Below are 18717 nucleotides of genomic sequence, written 5' to 3'. Positions count from 1 at the left end.
GCTTGATTGGGTAAAGGATGGGGAGTCTGAGATGTGCTCACCTTCCAAGCGAATGTACATGTAATGGAGGGGAACGCAGTTCTCACCGAGTTTGCTTTCCAGTTGAAACGTTGGTATGGCCCACGAACTGCAGACAAGATGCCTAGGGGCTCACATTTCTTGCTCAGCTATATCACGTTTCGGCTGTGGACGTTTCGGCAATCCTACAGTATGCTAAACAGATGCACAGGTGGTGTGTCTCTCTTTTTCTCTCTACGTAAGGAAGTGTTACATGCGCTATGATCGGCCCTTTAATTTCAGAACGTTGCTTTCGGGATTTCTGTGTACGAGTGTAGGAGTATCGGGGGATCTATTTAGGATGGAATATAATAACCGTTCTTGGTCTGTGCATGGGCATTACCTTCCTCGTTCACCCTTTTGTGTCATTTTTTGCCTCTGGATGGATACACCGCATCCTCTCCCGCCTGCCAGAAGATTGGCAGACTCTCTCTTCTGAAGAACGACACGATCGTACAATACATCAATTTATTAAGAGAAGTAACGAAGGGAACGTTGTTGCGAAGGTCCTCCTCTGGATGATGCGATTGATGCGTTGATGACGCTCACGATCTGGCTTCCCTTACCACCAGGAACATGCGAATCGCTGCCCTGCCCAAGAGTGGAGGGTGCAGCTTCCTCCTTGCATCAAGGAGCCCTTCCAGAGCCCTCGTTGGCCCTAGTTCTCTGCCTCGATTTTTCTACTGGGGCTCTCCTGCCTATCGTGTCGTCTTGATGAGCAGGCAGCCCCTCATCGTTCGTGAGAGAAGGAGTTCAAGCTATGTCATTGCTCAGACCATTACCACCTGGTACGACCCATTTTTTGTACGTGCGCGCCTAGAGTACTTATCTGCTTGCCTTGATTGGGATGAAGATGAGGGAAGCTTCACCTATTATGAGGTGCAAGGAACGCTCTCCAGCGGTCACTACACCATAGATAGCGGACAGAGGGGCCCAGTTTGACCGTCTGGAAGATCACCTCGTGGTACTGGCGCGGGAGGGCAGTGGGCGCGACCCCTTGCAGGAGCAGGGAGACGACCTGGGCAGGGAGGGCCTGAGCCAGCGAATCGGGGATGGGCTGCTGCCCTGCATTGTGTTCTCACCCTCCACCTGGACTCTGCTTAGAGTCATAAGGGCGATTCTCAGGTGTGGCTAACTTTCATTCATTCTCCCTCCTGCCCAGATGAACAGCTGAGCATCACTTTGTGGTGCTTCCACCATAGGGGCTATGCTGCATGAACGTTTCTCTCCGCTTCGCACAGCATATGCAGGAAGAGCGAAACCATGCTTGTCAAGGGGCGCGTCCATGCCAGCATCGACCCTACGATTTACGAAATGTGATAGGTCGTGATGGAGGTTGGAGATGTAAGACATGAGAGGTAATAGTGAGATTTTGCGACACTTGTCTTCATATGGTAGTGGGGATCAGCTCTGGTCGTCAGTAATGGTTCTGTAAGAACGATCTTGCCTGAAGGATAGGTCCAAATATGCACTTCTCCGCTCTCATCGAGCGAAGCGAGCGTGTTATAAGTGAGCCAGGTGACGGTATTGACCTTGTGTGTATGTCCCAGGTACAGCGCAAAAGATGTGTTCGTCGTAAACTGATAGACTTGTACAGTCTGGTCGAGGCTGGAAGAGACAATAAGCTGATCCCAGCATTGTAGAGCTGTAATCGCCTTCGAATGCTCATATTGAGTGACTATGTCAGTATCTGCCCATACCTGTACGATCCCATTCTGGAAGCCAATCCCTAGGTAAAGATGATCGTAGAAATTGGTATCTACTGGTTGCTGAACAATCAGAGCTGTGATCGGCATGAGGGTCGGATACGTACGGACAGGGGTGGGATGAGTCGCGTCGGAGGTGTTTGAAAGATCATACAGGTACACCGTGTTGTCGTCGCAGGCCACAGCAAGCATATTTTCCCATAAACACAACGCAACAACTGGCGCAGGAGCATGAAGTCGCATTGTGGCTTGTCCAGTTGCGCAATCCCAGATGTGTACAACGGTCTCATTTTCAGCGCACGTGGCAACATCGGTGCCCCCGGTTGTGTAGGAGATATATTTGACAGGCTTTATGTGACCAGTATAAGAGACGATGTGGTCCACATAGAGAACATGAACATTATTGTTAGTACTGGCTAGGATATTAAAGGGAACATCAACTCCATTGACAAAGGCGGCGGCGACTTCCTGATTGGGGACCCTTTGTGTCGCTACCACTTTAATTTTCGTCAACTCAGGAGTTCGTGGAATGGTATCGTCTGGCGTGACGTAGGTGACGGGAGTGGCGGTAGGGGCTTGTGTAGAGGGTGATTGGATGGAAACTGGAGGTTGCATGTGCTTGTCGAAGAGCGCAGTAATGCCAATTGCTGCGAGGCCTACGAGTCCAAATGCGCCCCAGCCCACCATGGCCCGGCGGCTTACCAGTGCTGGAACTGGGACTGAGTTCTCTACTTTGTCGCTGAGTCGGTCCTTAAGGCCGATGTAGGCCTGCTTGAGTTGATATTGGACCTCTACCATGCTTGTGGGGCGCTCCTCAGGAGATAATGCAAGCATACGAGCAATGAAGCTACCCAGTTCCAAGGGAAGGCCGGGCGTGGTGATGTGAATGGGGGGGAACGCAAAGGGATGCTCAGCCGGGTCCTGGCCTGTGAGCATCTGGTGGAGCAGGGCGCCCAGGCTATAGATGTCGGAGCGCGGTGTCGTCTGGGCCTTGCCATATTGTTCTGGGGCGGCATAGCCTGGAGAGCCAAAGGGAATCGTGTCTTTGCTCTGTCCAGGCTTGAAGTGGCGCGCGATGCCAAAGTCGATCAGCGTGACGCGGTTTTTAGGACCGAGCATGATATTGGCGGGTTTGAGATCGCGATAGATCACGCTTGGCTCCTGGCGATGCATATACATCAGGACATTACAAAGCTCAAGGGCGATCTCAAACAGCGTACACATTGTCTGCGGATCGCGATACTTGTCCAGGGTGAGAGTCGAGAAATACTTCTCCAGCGTTTGCCCTCAATAAAGCTTATGGCGAGGTACCAGTGGGAGGCGTCGGTGAAGTGGTCGTAGAGGGTAGGAATTGCCGGATGCTTGAGCGTGCTCAGGATGGTGAGCTCTGTATGAAAGGTTGCGGTGGCATCAATGATCTGGTCAGCGCTCATACCCTGCAGGTTGATGGCTTTAATGGCGACCACCAGGCGCTGGTTTTCGCGCTCGCAAGCCTTGTAGATGGAGGCATAGCCACCTTCACCGATCTGCTCAAGGAGACGATATTTCTGGTACAGGAGTGAAGCGGATGCTTGTGGGTTGGGAGGAGGAGTGGCCTGGGGCGAGGAGGGGGCTGCACTGGCTGGAAGCAGCAATTGTTGCAGCCCCGAAGAGGAGGAAGACGCGGTTGTGGTAGTGGAAATAAGGGGTTGATGACAAAAGATACATTGGGCTACGGTGTCGCTATTTTCGGCACCACAATAATCACAAAATAGCATTGAGAGGGGGCGCTCCTTATCAGGAATGGTGATAAATATATGCATGAGTATAAACGAAAACAGGGGCGGATTGTCAAATGGATTGTATTGTAAAGCCTGCTACTACTGACCTCGTGAGAAACAACTAAACCTCATCAAGAGTGTGGGCAAAGCAGTGACGAAGGGCTTCCTGTCGATGGCGCAGGCGTTCCTTCGCGCGTACAAGCTCTTGACTCAGGTGAGGCAAATCCTCACAGCACAGGTTCTTGAGTTCACGACGTTTAAGTAGATTCCAGACCTGTTCCTGCGGATTCAATTCAGGAGCGTAGCCAGGCAAGCGTTCCAGATGCAGCCTTTTGCCCTCGCGAGTCGCGAGGTACTCTTTGATGGCGTTTGCGCGATGGATGGGCGATCCATCCCAGATGACAAGCAGCTTGCCAGAAATCTTGCGCAACAGCATGCGTAAAAATCGCACCACGTCTTCGGCATTGTATGCACGCTCTTGCTGTTGCATGAAGATTCGCCCTTTCTGAGTAATGCCCCCAATCGCAGAGAGATGATCACGTGTCAGCTTGACACGCAGTACGGGCGTATGCCCTCGTAGAGCGTAGGTACGTACAGTCATTGGCAGCAGATAAAAGCCTGCTTCATCCACAAAAACTATCGTCCGCTGTTCCTGCTCGGCTTTTTTTTCAGCATGGGCCAGTGGTGCGTTTTCCAGTACTCTATCGCTTGCTCATTGCGCTGAGTGGCCCGTTCCACCGGTTTCTGCAAACTGTAGCCTAACTTGCGCACCAAATACCCACAATGATCGGGATGATAGCTCACCCCAAACTCTTGCTTGATTGCTACCGCCAATCTCCGGCTATTCCAGACCTCTCCGCAGAATCCGTAGGCGGGTGCTCCTTTCGCCAGCACGTGTGGGATGCGTGCTTGTTGGTCCGCCCTCAGACGCGGGGTGGCTCCGTTCGCAGGCTTGGCTTTGAGGGCTTCTTCTCCTCCTTCTCGCCCGCGCTTCATCCACTGGCTCACTGCCCCCTCTGTCACTCCTAGTGCCTCTGCAATTTCTTTTTGTTTCCATCCAGCTTGTTTCAGTTCCCAGGCGCGTTTACGCCTTTCTTCTCGCCAATCAGCTTTCTTTGGTGCTCCCATACCTCCTTTCTTTCGGCTGGTAGCTCTTTTACTTTAGCTCTCTCTCGCGAGGTCAGTAAGTACAATCAAGCAATGTTTTGTGAAATGAGGTAAACTGTCAGAAAAAATGGAGGGATCCATGCGAGCGCCCCTGGAGATACCGTCCCTGACAACAGAAGAGTTGGAAGCGTTAGAGAAACTGTACCGAACGACAAAAGACCCGCGACTGCGTACCCGGGCTCAAATCATCTTGCTCGCCGGAGAACAGCAACTGAGAGTGTCGGTCATTGCTCCCATTGTGCGGGAAGCGACCCAAACGGTCCGCAACTGGCTCAAACGTTGGATGGCGGAAGGAATTGAAGGGTTGAAAGATCGACCAATGCCTGGTCCTCCGCCAAAGATCACGCAAGCGTACAAAGAGCAGGTCTTGGCAGCAGTCCGGCGTCGGCCCCGCAGCTTAGATCAGCCATATTCGATGTGGACATTGCAACGGCTCGCCGATTACATGGCAGAACAAACAGGCATTCGAGCGTCCATCGAAACCGTGCGTCAGGTGCTCAAAGCCGGAGAGGTCGTGCTCTCGCGTCCTCAACACAAAGTAAGTAGCCCTGATCCAGAGTATCTGGAAAAAAAAAGACGATCGAAGAGGCGCGTGACGGTCTAAAAGAGGGAGACGTCTTTTATTATGCCGACGAGTTCAATCTCAGTTGGTTTCCAACGTTGCGTGCGATGTGGAGCCGAAAAGGACGGCAGGTCATGATCCCAACGCCCAAGCAGCCGGACAAGTATTATGGCATTGGAGCTGTGAACTATCATACGGGTGAAACGGTGGTCCAGTTTCAGCGTCGCAAGCGCCGAAAGGAGATTGCTCAGTTGCTGGAAGTCCTGGTTGAGAAGCATCCAACTGGAACCATGTATGTCGCCTGGGATAATGCTGGTACGCATGAGGATGATGAAGTGGAAGAAGTTGTGCGAGCGGCAGCTGGACGGCTCATCTTGCTCTATCTGCCAACCTATAGCCCCTGGCTCAATCCTATTGAAATGCTCTGGCGGCATTTTCGTCGCGAAGTTACCCATTGTGAATTGTTTGAGACCAAGCAGGCACTGCTGACGGCGGCCCAAGATTGCTTCGACCGCTTTAACCAGTGCCCGGAAAAAATGCTGTCAGTGATTGGTTCCAATGCCCAAAAAGTTAGTTGAGTGTACTTAGTGGTGCATCCACTAAATTAACGGACATTGGCCGGGATGGCAATCCCAGATGAACGACGAGGGCGATGACGCCGCTTTCGCCCCCAAACGAAAGGATGACGATGAGCGTTCCAGTAAACTGTCGCTCGATCAATAGCATCACAGACCTGTTCCCAGGTCTCGAAGCGCCGCCCTTTGAGCGCCAGGGAACGCAGCGTTTTCCACCAGGGCTCAATCAGGTTCAAGTAAGCGGCATAGGTCGGCTGGAAGACGAATTCCCAACGCGGATACTGCAAAGCAAACAGCAGGACATCGGTTGCCCGATGCATTGCCAGATTATCCAAGATCGCGTAGATGCGTTCGACGCTTTGGGGAACCCACTGCTCAACCTGGTTGAGAAAATCGATCCAGTTTTCCGTCGTTCGCCGGTCGTAGGGCCTCGTCAACGCCTCGCCAGTGGCAGGTTGAAAGGCACCAAAGATATACCCCTTGGCCCGGCGTCCATAGTCGATCTCCTGGCTGGCCCGCTCGGCGGGCTTGCCCTTCTCTGGAGCGGGCTGAGCATGAACCAGTTTCTTCCCCAGAAAACTTTTCGCCGACTCAGGGCCCATTTCATCGAGATTCACGACGGTGCTCCTCTTTGGTGGAACCGTGTAGAGGGTGGTGATGACCCCCTTTTTTGGCGAAGTCGGGATCAACCCGTTCGCCAAACCAATGCTCATCTTTGCGCCATCGCAGCCCTTCCGCCTGCAAGATTTCGTTGATCCGGCTGCGCTTGATGGCGATCCCTTTTTCCTCATTGAGGTACACCTCAAGCCGATCTAGGGTCCAGTGCCCAAAGGGCAAACCGAGGTCATCGGGCTTGGTAAGAGCGGTCGCCACCACGACTGAGACCTCCTGGGGACTATATGTTGGCGGTCGCCCGGTTCGGTCCTCATCAAAGAGTCCAGGTAATCCTGCCTCGTTAAAGCGATGGAGCCAGTTGCGCACGGTATTCTCCGCGACTCCTAACCGGGTTGCGATCTGGGGAACACGCTGTTGTTCGCTCGCCCATTGCACTATCTTGGCTCTTTCTACCTGCCTTGCTGGCGCTGTTCTAGAACGGCTCAAATGCTCTATCATCTTGCTTTCTTCGTCAGTCATCGCTCGTACTTGTAAAATCTTTGGCATGGAACACCTCACTTTTGAGATGTTCCTATTTTACCATTACTTGGTGGATGCACCACTTAGTGGGTCAATCCGCAATTACCTTGCGTAAGAGAGGAGAGCCGCTCCAGAACCAGCTAGGCGTCGAAGTCGTGCTCGTTGCCTGCGCTCTCTTCGCTTACCATTCCACACAAACGGCGTTGGGTCCTGGTTCCAGCCGATTACAGTCTGTTCCAACCAGCTGATAATGTGCTCAGGAGTTTGAGGATACTGACCCGACAAGGCCCGACGCACCAAGATACGCTGCATGGACTCAGCCATATTCAACCAAGAGCCGCCAAGAGGTGTATACAAGGGCATGATCCCGTGTTCAAAGAGCCACCGAACCATCGCATCACTGCGATGGCCTGCCAAATTATCCCAGATCAAAATCATGCGCACAGGAGGGTAGCGATCACTGAGACGCCAGCCGAGCCAAGTTTCCCACTGATGATAGGGAGTTGCCTCCCTTCTCTTCTCTCTGGGGCAGGTATCTTTCTTGCGTCCTCCCTCATTGGCAAGAATATCGAGCAATTGCTCTTGCATCCAGGGATGCAAAACCGCGTTCGTCACGGAGTGGACGCCTTTGGCGCGGACCTCGCCAGTGGCTGGGCGAAACAGGGTCATGAGTTTGGCTCCCCCATCTCGCAGATATTCGTGGGGTTGCAGTTGTGGATGCCCTTGGAGCTGCCAGGAAGCCCCTGGTTGAGGCCTGGTTGCATACGGACCAGCTTCATCTTGGCACCACACTGCGATCCCCCAACTCTCCGCTACCTGGTAGGCCAGCTCAATTAATCTTTTTTTTCCTGCGCTTGGGGATCTTGAACGCGATAGACGCCATCTTTGCGTACCCGCAAGGCTGTTCCCGTCTGGCACCAGGTGCGATCACGTTGCAGACGATAGCCCTCTTCATGGAGGATGCGTCCAATGGTGGTTGCCCCGATGGAGGGCAGAGTCCCTCGTCGTAAGGCTCGCTGTAATAGCTTGAGCGACCAGGTCGCGGTTTGATCATGTATGCGATCGGGTTGGCGTTGCAATTCTTGGATTACGAGCCCTCGCTCGTGCACTCCATAGATCGGCTTCCTTCCTCGTCCCTGAGCGATGAGCAAGACAGCAAGCCCGCTCTGATTGAAGCGTTCCACGAGCTGGGAAACACCCTCACGGGAAAGACCAACCTCTCCACCAGCTTGGGTAAAGGTCTTTCCATCGGCAACTGCCAAAAGTGCTTTGGCCCGTTTGGCGGCATCAACTCGCTCACTGCTGGCCTTGGCGATTCGTTGCAATACGCCACGTTCTGCCTCGCTCAATGAACGAAGTGGGATCTTTTGTCGTGCTCCCATCTTATTCTTGTTCCTTCACTTGTTGGCCCGATCTCTAGGAAATATTTTCTCATTCCCTCGTCCTTTTCGCAAGGTAATTGCGGATTGACCCACTTAGTGTACGCAGCTACGTTCCGAAAATGCGCTGTGATGTGTTTAACGTTGCCTATGGTTGCTTATTTGCTCTTTCTGGGGCTAGAGAAGAGAGTGGTTATGTCACGAGTGAGCGTCCAGGTTTGCGTGCCTTTCCCAGATGGTGATGAGAACGTGTTGTGAGCGAGAAGGTGATCTCCATTAAGGGGGAAAGATCCAGAGTCGGATCTAGAACAATTCGGTGATCTCACAGAGCATCCTTTTTAGCGCTCAGGCTCACATTCCTAACTCAGCTATATCACGTTTCGGCTGTGGATGTTTCGGCAATCCCACAGTATGCTAAACAAATGCACAGGTGGTGTCTCTCTCTTTTTCTCTCTACGTAAGGAAGTGTCACATGCGATCTGATCGGTCCTTTCATGTCAAAACACTGCTTTTGGGATTTCTGTATACGAGCGTAGGAGTATTAGTGGTGATCTATTTAGGGTGGAATATAGTAACCGTTCTTTGCCTGTTCATGGGCATTATCTTCCTCATTGAACCTTTTGTGTCTTTTTTTGCCTCTGGATGGATAAACCGCAGCTTCTCCCATCTGCCAGAAGATTGGTATACCCTCTCTTCTGAAGAACGACACGATTATCTCATACAACGAGGTATCGAGAGAAGTAACGAAAGGAATGTTGTTGCGAAGGTACTCCTCTGGATAATGCGATTGATGCGTTGATTACGCGAACGATCTGGAGGACGGAGGGTATTCAGGTGAGGTCCAAAGGACTTTGTTTCGAGTATGGAGACCTGTGGAATGAGCCTGATGAACGTGGGCTCGATCCAAGGTGGAGAGGATGTGTACGTGAGACGCTCATGCTGCCTGAGGAATATCGTATGCCAATAGAGAAAAGCCCTCTCAATGGCGATGAGACGTTTCCTCCCTTCTAGCTATGAGCTTCGTCTGTAGGGAAAAGGGTGCGGATATGGCAATGCTCCTGTATCACTGTGCAGAAATGAGAAACGTGGTCGGTTTAGTTCTGCCTGGATGATGGGATGCTCTGCATGGCAGTGAAACAGGCGGCAACGCCCCTGTTTGCGAGAAAAGTATGAAAAGCGGTAGGCCATGTGGGTAAGAGTCAGGGCAGGGAGAGAGTGATCAGTGTGGGAAGAGCATCTGGGGTGTAACCCATCTGACAAGGAGTTGAGAAAGAGGTACTCTCTCCAACAGTGTTTCTGTGGTAGTAGAGACAGAGACTGGAGTTGACCCGTTTTTGGAGGGGGGCTCAAATGGAAAAGTGAGTCCATGGAGATGCATCAAACGAGTATTTTTCTGTGTATTTTCACGTATTATGTATACGTGAATTTTATCATAGAAAGTAGAGATTCGTCAAGAATAATTATCATCTGTCTCTGTTTCTTGTTCTTCATACTCAACTGGACCAGATAGTCTAAAGAAGAATGCCTTCGTTTTCGATGATAATACACTTCGATGTACTCAAAAATCGTTCTTCTTGCTTCGCTTCGGCTGGCAAAGATGCTTGTCTCAGCACACTCTTTCTTCAGTGTGGCCCAAAAGCTTTCGATCATCGAGTTATCATAACAATCCCCTTTTTTACTCATACTCGCCTGGATATTGTGCTCACGCAGCAGCATTTGATAGCTGGTGCTAGCATATTCGCTGCCACGGTCTGAATGATGGACGAGGCCAGCTCCTGGTTTGCGTTGCAGGAGTGCCATCTGGAGTGCTGCTTTCACGAACGATGTATCATGTTGTTCACTCATGGACCATCCAACAATTCTGCGTGAATAGACATCTAAAACTCCTGCAAGATAGAGCCACCCTTCTCGCGTCTCAATGTACGTAAAATCTGACACCCACTTGGTATTAGGTGCCTCAGCGGTAAAATCCTGCTCCAGCAGATTGGGTGCGAGCGGAAATCCATGCTGACTGTTCGTGGTGCGTGGTTTTCGCTTCCGCTTGCGAGCACTCAGCTGCTTTGCCTGCATCAGACGTGCTACTCGTTTGCGGCTACAAAGGAGCCCTTGCGCCTTCAATTCCGCATGAATACGAGGGCTCCCATAATGACCCCTATTGGTATAATACGCATCTTCAATACGCTCCGTGAGCTGTTCATCATCCCGTTTTCGTTGACTTTTTCCTCGTTTGCACCAATGGTAGTACCCATTTTCCGAAACGTCGAGGATCTGACACATCCGAAGAATGGGAAACACCTGGCGATGCTCATGGATGAACTGGAATTTTACGGATGGGGCTGCGCGAAGATGCTCATGGCCTTTTTTAATATGTCCCTTTCCTGCCGGAGAATCTCATTTTCACGCTGTAATCTTCTCATTTCTTCTTCTATAGCAGTTAGATGACCTTTTCCCGGAAAAGCCTCTGCACCTCGCTCTCCAAATTCTTTGCACCACTTACTTAAAGCACTATCAGAGATACCAAGATCTCTGGCAATGTGTGTTTTACTCTTTCCACTGGTTTCAAAAAGTGCGACAGCCTGCTGCTTGAATTCTTTGGTGTAGGTTGGTTGTGGTTTGCCCATAGATCCCTCCTGTGGTCATTCTACCAAATTTCTCTTCTCCAACCCTCCAAATTCGGGGCAATTCCATACAGGCCAGCAGATCCTCTTGAAAGAGCGTGCGCAGGACCTCCACTGTGGGCTGGTCGAGAGCAGCAAGAAAACGAGAAAGGGTCGAGCGATGAGGCAACCGATGACGACCAAACAGGGCCATAAATGGCTCGGCAAACGGGTCGAGCCGTTCGTAAAAGGCCAGCAGCGTGGATTCACCCGAAAGAGCATAGCCGATCAATACCGCAACAAAATCGATGGGATCGTACTGCCCAAAGCGGGCACGGGCAAAACGCACCTGATCCTGGATTGCTTCCAGCATTCCCGTATGGGTGAGCACTTGAGCAAAAGCTGCCACCTCTCCCATCCAGGAAGGCGTTGCGGGTTTGGATTCCGGCGTAATCTGAATGGTGATGGAAGGACTCGATAGTGTCATTTATCCTGGTGCTCCGTTACACGGAGAATGATGCGCCCACGTCCATGGCCACTCTGGCTGAGTTCATGTGCCTTGTGAGCTTCACTTAGCGGGAAGGTGGCAGCGATGGATGTGCGGAGCTGACCTGCATCGATCAAACAGGCAAAGGTGCCCAGAAGATCAGCAGAAGGATGACCGGCGAAGAACGACGCGCTCACGCTCCGTGCCTGTGCTTGTGCCTCATCGGGTTGCCCTGCAATCGTGATGAGTTTCCCACCACGTTTCAACGTGGAGAATGCGCAGGTGGATGCCTCGCCACCAACCGCGTCGAACACCAAATCGACATCATGAACCTCATCCTCTATGCGCGTCTGGATGTAGTCAATGAGAGTATCTGCGCCAAGTGAACGCACGAATGCTACATTACGGGCGGAGGTGGTAGCGATTACGTAGGCACCTTTGCTGTGGGCAAACTGGACCGCAAAAGTTCCGACGCCACCTGATGCGCCCAGGATCAATACTCGTTGCCCGGCCTGTAACTCACCTGCGACGAACAGACCCTGCCAGGCAGTCGTGGCCCCGATGGGAACCGTTGCTGCTTCGTCAAAGCTCAGTGCTGTCGGTTTGGGTGCCAGGGTCCGTACGGGCGCAGTACAATACTCAGCATAGGTTCCCCCTGGACTCTGCCCAAACACTGCTTGGCCGGGCCGCAGGGTTGAAACATTTGGGCCAACACGTTCCACCACACCTGCGAACTCGTTTCCGGGCACATAGGGGAATGCCACAGGCATGATACTCTTCATCCAGCCGGAGCGAATTTTCCAATCGAGAGGGTTGACGCCTGCCGCGTGAACTCGCACCAACACTTCGCCCTCCTGTGGCTCGGGTTGTGGGATCTGTTCGAGTTGGAGTTGGTCAACATCACCGTAGGTATGAACGCGTATGGCATGCATCGTTGACATACTCTGATTTCCCTTTTCTCTGAATGTCTCACGTGACTATTTTTCTGTAGGTTGGGAACCATCTGGATTGCTCAAGCCACGAAACGCGCCGCTTCATCAGTGAATAAAGCTGGTCCAGAACTCCGAGCGTTTGCTGATGTCGTCTGTGTAAGAGATCTCCCCTCGGAACGCGCGCTGGCTCATGATGCGCTTCCCTGGCTTGATGCGAAGCTGTTTCCCAGGCTGATGAGGGCTAACGGCCCGCAGCAAGCGTTAAGCGTGACATCTGCTCCAGGTCGAGGTGGATCTGGAGTGAACCAAGGTTCTCTCGCAACTGGTCCGGGTTGCTGGCCCCAATGAGGGGCAAGACGATGGGAGAACTTTGCAGAAGCCAGGCTAAAACCAGCTGGTTCGTGGTGGTCCCCACCTCCTGTGCTACCGCTTGCAAGGTGCGTAGGCGGGCATCAGTATCTGGCCCCTGATACGGTTCTGGCAAGGGTTTCTTGCCGGTATAGGCTCCCTCAAGCAGGGGAGAATAGGCCAGGAGGGAAAAATCGCTGTGCTCCCGACAGTAGTCAAGCAGCTCCTCGCTGGCAGGCGGCCAGTACTGATGATTGATACCATGCCGAGGACGCAGGTAGGTGTACCGCTGTTGCGCACAGCAGAAGGAGGTCCAGCCATGAATCTTGCTCATCTGACGGGCCTGCTCAATGCGCCAAGTAGTGAAATTGCTACAACCGAGATACCGGATCTTTCCAGCCTTGACGAGGTCATCAAATGCTTCCAGCGTCTCCTCCAGCGGGTTCCAACGGAAATCAATATGCGCATAACACAGATCAATGTAGTCTGTTCCCAGGCGGCGCAAGCTGGTGTGCACCGCTTGCTCTATCGCCTGCCGTGAGAGACCTTCTGCGCGCTCCAGATCCGCGCCAGGAACAGTGGGGCGCGCGCCAACTTTCGTTGCAAGAAAGATCTCGGAGCGATTCTGGCGCGTGCTCATCCACCGACCCAGCAGGGCCTCGCTTTCACCACCGTGGCAGCCCTCCACCCAGAACGCGTAGGCGTTGGCTGTATCCAAAAAGCGACCGCCGGCTTCAAAGTACTGATCCAGAAGTTGATACGAAGTGTCTTCAGGGATGCGTGTGCCAATGTGCATGCAGCCAAAACAGAGGGCGCTGACCTGGACACCTGTTTGACCGAGAGGGACCTGTCTCATTGTCTCTTCTCCTTGTTGTCTGTCTGTTGTCGTTCGCTGCTCTGTCCCTGGTGCTGGAATGCCGGGCAGGGAGCAGAACAGCAGTATCATAAGGAGAAAATGGCTTGAGGGCAAGCGCCATTTTGTGCTAAAGTGATAAAGCCAATGTGGCAAGGTTGAAGGAGAGAACGATGGTGAAACGCTATGGGAAGAGCCCTTTTCTGGTGCTACCGCTTGAGACAGAGGGTGGGAAACCACTCTATCGGCAACTCTACGAAGGGGTGCGGCAAGCAATTCTGAGCGGGCAGCTTCGTCCGGGGGTGCGGCTACCAGCGACCAGGCAGCTTGCCGAGGAACTCAAGCTGTCGCGGACCACGGTCCTGATTGCCTTTGAGCAGTTGCTGGCAGAGGGCTATGTAGAGGGCCGAGTTGGAGATGGAACCTACGTGGCTCGCACCCTGCCCGATGAACTGCTGGCGAATCCTCCCGCACATGAAGCGAGGGGAAAGCAGCAAGCGGGTCAGAGGAGGCTTTCGCAACGGGGAGAACGGATAGCAAGTCTCCCCCTGGGCGTGACCCCTGGTGCCATCCCCCAACAACTCTTCAGGTTAGGCATTCCTGCACTGGACCAGTTCCCTTTTGACATCTGGGAACAACTGGCACGGCAACAGTATCGACAGGCGAAGTGGGAGACGCTGGACTATAGCGACCCGGCTGGCTACTATCCATTGCGGGAAACGCTGGCAGCCTATTTGAGGACAGCACGCGCCGTGCGCTGTACGGCGGAGCAGGTTCTGATCGTTTCCGGTTCCCAACAGGCGATTGACCTGGCAGCACGGGTGCTCCTCGATCCGGGTGAGGCGGCCTGGGTCGAAGATCCAGGATATCCAGGGCCGCGTGGTGCGCTGATGAGTCAGGGAGTGCGGGTGATCCCGGTGCCGGTGGATAGAGAGGGATTGGAGATCGCGCAGGGGCAGCAGCGCGCTCCACAGGCACGTATGGCCTATGTCACCCCTTCGCATCAATATCCGTTGGGCGTGGTGATGAGCTTGAAGCGACGGTTGCAACTGCTCGAATGGGCCAATGAGACCGGGATGTGGGTGCTTGAGGACGATTATGACGGGGAATTTCGGTACCAGGGAAGGCCACTGGCCTCGCTCCAGGGACTGGATGAGAATGGGCAGGTGATCTATATTGGCACGTTCTCGAAGGTCCTTTTCCCGGCTCTGCGCCTGGGTTACCTGGTGGTCCCGCCTGAGTTGGTCGCGGCCTTCCGCACGGCCCGCGCGCTGGCAGATCGACATTCGCCGGGATTGGAACAGGCCATTGTGGCTGACTTTATCGCGCAAGGGCATTTTGTACGACATATTCGACGGATGCGGACCCTCTACGCGCAACGCCAGCAGATGCTGCTAGCGGCAATAGGGCGGGAATTGGCGGGTGAGCTAGAGGTAGCTCCACACGAGGCGGGGATGCATCTGGTTGGCTGGCTGGGAACGGAGTGCTCGGATCAGGAGATAGCGCAGCGGGCCTTAAAGGGAGGCTTGCATGTCCCGGCGCTCTCGGCCTATACGCTCCAAGCGAGGCTGCGGCCCGGAGTGCTGCTGGGCTATACAACGATGAACGAGGCCGAGATCCAGGAAGGAGTACATGCGTTGAAGAGGCTACTGAGAGAGAAAGAGAAGCACCAGAGGTGAAAGAGGAGACATATTTCTTCGATCTTTCTCCTGTTTTTTCCTTTACTGATCAGCTAAAAATCTCGTTGCGCAACCCGTGGGCGAGTGGAAGCCGGGACGTCACCCGAAGAGGTGGAGAAGATCCGGCTCAACTCTGCCAGTCATGCCAATTACGCGGATTAGAAGATTGCCGACAAAGATGGCAACATTGACGCACGCCAGGGCGTGCGTTTGGGGCAGCCCGGAGTCACAGTGCTTGATTGTAGAAAGTCAACTAGTCTTTGTCGACGCATTGCCTCATGGAAGAATCGGTTCTCCGCTAGGTTTGGTGATGATAGCTATGCCGCTTGCTTGTTTTGCAGAAGGAATCACAAGATCTCCATATCGCGCGGGTCTGTTTTGTTCTACGAGAAGACTCTAGGCGAGGACGTTAATGTGTTTAAATAGCCTGTAACACTTTGTGTCTCAGAAGATCAAACTTTGCCCGTCCATAGAGCTGTCTTTTCAGGCATTTGAGGCGATTCACATGCCCTTCCACTTGCCCCTGGCTCCAAGGTTGGGAACAAGCAGCATAAATCGCGGAATAATCCTGTTGCAGACTTTTTGCGAAGCCTTCGAGTTCGGGGATCTGGCTTTCTCTTGCGCGTTGTAGCCACTCCTTGAGATCGTCTGCTTTCCGTTCCCGGAGCATCTCTGTGAAGTTCTGGCTGAGCAAATAAGCCTTCGCTAACTCCTCATTGATCCTACAGCACTGCTCGATCTGCCATTGCTGCTCAGCAGTGAGTTGCAATTTGTCGATCACAAATAACCAGGAAGCTTGCTGAGGCGAAAGTTGTTGATTTTTAGGAGGAGGTGTAGCCACTGGAGGAGACTTCTTTTGCTTGGCTGTCAAGGAAGGCGGCAGGTATTTGCGCCACTCGGTCGTCACACGCTCAAGCTGTGCTCTTGAGCCGGAATAGCCACGAGCTTTCGCCTCACGGAAGAGCAGGCGTCCATTATGGCAGCCTGCCAGCCAGCGCTCGCTGAGGAAAGAGAGATAGGGAGTGACAACGCCGCTCTTCTGCTTGGTTTTTGGGCTGTTTACCCGTTCGGGGAACTGTTCTGCCTCCAGAAATCTACGTACTGTCGGACGGCTGATATCCAGCGTATCAGCTATCGCGTAGTGGCTGAGGCCCTGCTTGCGTAAATCCTTCACCTTTTCGTACAGGGCATACCGTTTGTCGCGGTTGAGCTGACGACGCTGCTCTGAAATCGTCAATAGACCAGGAGAAGCAGGATCTTCGCCCGATGGGGTGAAACTTTGCTCTTGAGCTTCATGGACTTCCTTCTCTTGCGGGTGGGCCTCGCTCTCAGTTCCGCTGCTCTCTTCTGGGGGATTCTCCTGTGAAAGGATTGTAGGAGAGGTTGCAGGATTTTTCACCAAGGGCAGACAGCTCCGATTGCGGTCTAACACGTCTTTGATCTTTCCTCGAATGTTCTTCACTAAGTGGAATCTATCGGCCACCTGTAAGGCTTGGGGAGCTGCTTCCCTTGCTGCATCAGAATAATTACTTGCTCGATCTCGGCTGATCACCTCAATTTCTGGATGGATGCAGAGCCAGGCTTTGGCGGTTTCTTTCGAGCGGTCTGGCAGCAGATCCACAATTTTGTGCGTTTCGAGATCGACAATGATTGTCCCATACGTTTGTCCACGTCGAAAGGCGAAGTCGTCAATGCCAATCTTGGTATGTGAAGATGGCTGGGGCAATGGGTTCGTTTTCTGACACCGTAGCAGGGTCGAGGGGGAACTCTTCATCCCCAGGCGGGGAGCGAGGCGTGAAGCGGCCTCGGCGCTGGTAGCCAAACTCAATAGACAAAGGGCTTCTCGCAGACGATTCGTCATTTGAGCATGGGGAAGAAGCAACTGGGGCAGGCGCTCTGTAAAGATGCGTCGAGGACACGCTTCATTGCGACAAAAGAAGCGGCGGACAACGAGTTTGTGGGTGACCGTGCGGCCTGAGCAAGGGATATCTGTCACCGTTCTCTGGTAATGGCTGTGGAGATGCTCAGAGCGAGAGGAACATAATGGGCAGCAGGAAAAAGTGGCGATGGATCTGACCGTGACGAGCAAATGATGCTGCCTCTCCACAACCCGTTCGAGAGCAAAGTCTGCCCCTAATCCGAGGAAAAGAGTCCCTTCCATCTAGCCACCTCATCATAACATGCATTGATACATTTAGTATTATCTAGATGGGGTAAGTGTAGCAGAGAACTTTTGTTCAGTCAGCAAGCAGGCGTCATCAAATCTGGCGGAGAACCGATCTAACGTGAGGCAATTCGTCGGCACTTCCCATTATCGCTCAACAAACCGCTTTCCATCTGGCTTCCTTTCCCGGAATTTGGTCAATTGGAGGGAGAAAAAGAAAGGCTTGCGTTCGTCTCCAAACAGGGAGCACTGCAGGGGAGACGCGGAGTAGTGCCATTCACCTGTGGTTGAGGAGCTGGGGTGAACCGACTGCTTCCTGGAGCGCTCTCACAAAAAGCTGCACACTCTTTGATGGCTTGAGCGGATAGAGCACCCCATAGGGGATCGTGTACGGCCAATCGACAGGAATCGTGACCAGAAAGGGATGGACCTCTTTCCAGCCGTCTAACGTCAGCAGAACGGCACCTCTTTCTTCACAGCGATTGAACAACTCCATCGTATACTGGGGGGGGTGGTCCTGAATGTGGATGGCCGGGTGTTCCGTTCGTACATAGTCCCGTAGTCCATCCATGAGCGGGCTGATGCCTGGTTGCATCATCACCAAGTGCTCTCCAGAGAAATCGGGAACAGAAAGCAGGTCCTTCCTGGCCAATGGATGTTCCCTTGAGACGGCGACCGAGATGCGGTGCTCCCCCAACTTGAGCGCCTGAAAAGCGTTAGCCCCATTGGCGCTATCATAGGCCCCAACCATGACATCAAAATCCTTGCCAAGCGTTTCATAGGCCGTGGGGCAGGGTTCAGCCCCATGAAAGGGGACCATCTTCATTTTGAACTGGGGATAGGTCTCACTGATGGTGTTCCAGAGATCGACGAGGACGGTACAGGGGTTGAGGATGGACGTTCCAATACGGATCAGGTACGGACTGGTACTGGCGGCTTGATGCGCTCGCGCAATGGCTTGTTCTGAATACTGCAGCAGAAACTTGGCATCAGCATACAAGGACATGCCGGCATCGGTGGCTCGTATCCCATGATGGGTGCGGATCAACAGTTGCACCCCAATCTGTGCTTCTAAGACATTCATTTGTTTCATGAGCGCCGTTGAGGAGAGATATAATTTCTCGGCAGCCTTTGAAAGGCTCCCAGCGTCTATCACGTGGATGAACGAGTGTAACAGGTCATTTTCCATTGCATCTTCCTTTGTATCAACCAGCAGTTGATACTATGGTAACTTTTTTCTTCTTCCCTGTCAAGCGAGCGGAGACTATACTTGACCTTGTAAAGAGCATCCACTGTAAGAGATGGATGGACATCCCC

The 18717-nt window shown here is 53.0% G+C and carries 16 protein-coding genes and 1 pseudogene; 3 read left to right on the top strand and 14 right to left on the bottom strand.

Annotated features, from left to right (window positions below):
- Positions 1-1364: 1364 nt before the first annotated feature.
- The 4 genes from K3T82_RS45880 to K3T82_RS48805 all read right to left on the bottom strand — a co-directional run bounded on the left by K3T82_RS45880 (position 1365) and on the right by K3T82_RS48805 (position 4651).
- A complete protein-coding gene (locus K3T82_RS45880; RefSeq protein WP_220200152.1) occupies positions 1365-2987 on the bottom strand; it encodes a WD40 repeat domain-containing serine/threonine protein kinase in 1623 nt (540 codons plus the stop codon).
- Positions 2942-3520: a protein kinase domain-containing protein gene (locus K3T82_RS49560; protein WP_220200151.1), complete on the bottom strand. Its 579-nt coding sequence runs from the start codon at positions 3518-3520 to the stop codon at positions 2942-2944. Before K3T82_RS49560 ends, K3T82_RS45880 begins: the two co-directional genes overlap by 46 nt.
- A gap of 124 nt (positions 3521-3644) precedes the next feature.
- Positions 3645-4154 (bottom strand): transposase, encoded by a 510-nt coding sequence (locus K3T82_RS48810; protein WP_236031947.1) that lies wholly within the window; start codon positions 4152-4154, stop codon positions 3645-3647.
- A gap of 5 nt (positions 4155-4159) precedes the next feature.
- The gene (locus tag K3T82_RS48805) at positions 4160-4651 is read right to left on the bottom strand and encodes a winged helix-turn-helix domain-containing protein (protein WP_236031946.1); all 492 of its coding nucleotides are present in this window, start codon (positions 4649-4651) and stop codon (positions 4160-4162) included.
- A gap of 118 nt (positions 4652-4769) precedes the next feature.
- Between K3T82_RS48805 and K3T82_RS45865 the strand changes: the two genes are divergently transcribed.
- Both K3T82_RS45865 and K3T82_RS45860 read left to right on the top strand, forming a co-directional pair.
- A complete protein-coding gene (locus tag K3T82_RS45865; RefSeq protein WP_220197992.1) occupies positions 4770-5294 on the top strand; it encodes a helix-turn-helix domain-containing protein in 525 nt (174 codons plus the stop codon).
- A complete protein-coding gene (locus K3T82_RS45860) occupies positions 5270-5830 on the top strand; it encodes an IS630 family transposase (RefSeq protein ID WP_220197484.1) in 561 nt (186 codons plus the stop codon). The genes K3T82_RS45865 and K3T82_RS45860 overlap by 25 nt, the downstream gene beginning before the upstream one ends.
- A 26-nt stretch (positions 5831-5856) precedes the next feature.
- Here the strand turns inward: K3T82_RS45860 and K3T82_RS45855 are convergent, their stop codons facing one another.
- The 8 genes and pseudogenes from K3T82_RS45855 to K3T82_RS45815 form a co-directional block, all read right to left on the bottom strand.
- Positions 5857-6444 (bottom strand): transposase, encoded by a 588-nt coding sequence (locus K3T82_RS45855; RefSeq protein WP_220200150.1) that lies wholly within the window; start codon positions 6442-6444, stop codon positions 5857-5859.
- A complete protein-coding gene (locus tag K3T82_RS45850; RefSeq protein WP_220198038.1) occupies positions 6431-6988 on the bottom strand; it encodes a helix-turn-helix domain-containing protein in 558 nt (185 codons plus the stop codon). Before K3T82_RS45850 ends, K3T82_RS45855 begins: the two co-directional genes overlap by 14 nt.
- A gap of 75 nt (positions 6989-7063) precedes the next feature.
- Entirely contained in the window at positions 7064-7753 is a 690-nt protein-coding gene (locus K3T82_RS45845; RefSeq protein WP_220200149.1) for a transposase, read from the bottom strand.
- A 41-nt stretch (positions 7754-7794) separates the two neighbouring features.
- On the bottom strand, positions 7795-8343 hold the full coding sequence (locus tag K3T82_RS45840; protein ID WP_220200148.1) for a helix-turn-helix domain-containing protein: 549 nt from the start codon (positions 8341-8343) through the stop codon (positions 7795-7797).
- 1447 nt (positions 8344-9790) lie between these two features.
- Positions 9791-10961, bottom strand: a pseudogene (locus K3T82_RS45835) (IS3 family transposase).
- Positions 10900-11424, bottom strand: coding sequence for a hypothetical protein (locus K3T82_RS45825; RefSeq protein ID WP_236031945.1), 525 nt, complete (start codon positions 11422-11424; stop codon positions 10900-10902). The pseudogene K3T82_RS45835 and the gene K3T82_RS45825 overlap by 62 nt, the downstream one beginning before the upstream one ends.
- Complete coding sequence (locus tag K3T82_RS45820) at positions 11421-12365, bottom strand: NADP-dependent oxidoreductase (protein ID WP_220200146.1); 945 nt, start codon at positions 12363-12365, stop codon at positions 11421-11423. Before K3T82_RS45820 ends, K3T82_RS45825 begins: the two co-directional genes overlap by 4 nt.
- A 232-nt stretch (positions 12366-12597) precedes the next feature.
- A complete protein-coding gene (locus K3T82_RS45815) occupies positions 12598-13560 on the bottom strand; it encodes an aldo/keto reductase (protein WP_220200145.1) in 963 nt (320 codons plus the stop codon).
- Positions 13561-13730: 170 nt separating this feature from the next.
- Between K3T82_RS45815 and pdxR the strand changes: the two genes are divergently transcribed.
- Positions 13731-15236, top strand: coding sequence for a MocR-like pyridoxine biosynthesis transcription factor PdxR (pdxR, locus tag K3T82_RS45810; RefSeq protein ID WP_220200144.1), 1506 nt, complete (start codon positions 13731-13733; stop codon positions 15234-15236).
- Positions 15237-15654: 418 nt separating this feature from the next.
- Here the strand turns inward: pdxR and K3T82_RS45805 are convergent, their stop codons facing one another.
- Positions 15655-17397, bottom strand: a complete 1743-nt coding sequence (locus K3T82_RS45805; protein ID WP_220200143.1) for an ISL3 family transposase — start codon at positions 17395-17397, stop codon at positions 15655-15657.
- 280 nt (positions 17398-17677) lie between these two features.
- Entirely contained in the window at positions 17678-18589 is a 912-nt protein-coding gene (locus K3T82_RS45800; protein ID WP_220200142.1) for a LysR family transcriptional regulator, read from the bottom strand.
- Positions 18590-18717: the final 128 nt, after the last annotated feature.

It is taken from the genome of Ktedonospora formicarum, assembly GCF_016587355.1.
Classification (GTDB): Bacteria; Chloroflexota; Ktedonobacteria; order Ktedonobacterales; family Ktedonobacteraceae; genus Ktedonobacter; species Ktedonobacter formicarum.
The sequence above is the reverse complement of the archived record's forward strand: the minus strand, read 5'-3'. Positions and strand labels throughout refer to the sequence as shown.

What these genes read in the sequence shown, in the direction of transcription:
- K3T82_RS45800 (WP_220200142.1), bottom strand. Translation starts at nt 18,589, where the DNA reads ATGGAAAATGACCTGTTACACTCGTTCATCCACGTGATAGACGCTGGG.
- pdxR (WP_220200144.1), top strand. Translation starts at nt 13,731, where the DNA reads ATGGTGAAACGCTATGGGAAGAGCCCTTTTCTGGTGCTACCGCTTGAG.
- K3T82_RS45805 (WP_220200143.1), bottom strand. Translation starts at nt 17,397, where the DNA reads ATGGAAGGGACTCTTTTCCTCGGATTAGGGGCAGACTTTGCTCTCGAA.
- K3T82_RS45815 (WP_220200145.1), bottom strand. Translation starts at nt 13,560, where the DNA reads ATGAGACAGGTCCCTCTCGGTCAAACAGGTGTCCAGGTCAGCGCCCTC.
- K3T82_RS45825 (WP_236031945.1), bottom strand. Translation starts at nt 11,424, where the DNA reads ATGACACTATCGAGTCCTTCCATCACCATTCAGATTACGCCGGAATCC.
- K3T82_RS45820 (WP_220200146.1), bottom strand. Translation starts at nt 12,365, where the DNA reads ATGTCAACGATGCATGCCATACGCGTTCATACCTACGGTGATGTTGAC.
- K3T82_RS45850 (WP_220198038.1), bottom strand. Translation starts at nt 6,988, where the DNA reads ATGCCAAAGATTTTACAAGTACGAGCGATGACTGACGAAGAAAGCAAG.
- K3T82_RS45865 (WP_220197992.1), top strand. Translation starts at nt 4,770, where the DNA reads ATGCGAGCGCCCCTGGAGATACCGTCCCTGACAACAGAAGAGTTGGAA.
- K3T82_RS45880 (WP_220200152.1), bottom strand. Translation starts at nt 2,987, where the DNA reads ATGTGTACGCTGTTTGAGATCGCCCTTGAGCTTTGTAATGTCCTGATG.
- K3T82_RS48805 (WP_236031946.1), bottom strand. Translation starts at nt 4,651, where the DNA reads ATGGGAGCACCAAAGAAAGCTGATTGGCGAGAAGAAAGGCGTAAACGC.
- K3T82_RS45840 (WP_220200148.1), bottom strand. Translation starts at nt 8,343, where the DNA reads ATGGGAGCACGACAAAAGATCCCACTTCGTTCATTGAGCGAGGCAGAA.
- K3T82_RS49560 (WP_220200151.1), bottom strand. Translation starts at nt 3,520, where the DNA reads ATGCTATTTTGTGATTATTGTGGTGCCGAAAATAGCGACACCGTAGCC.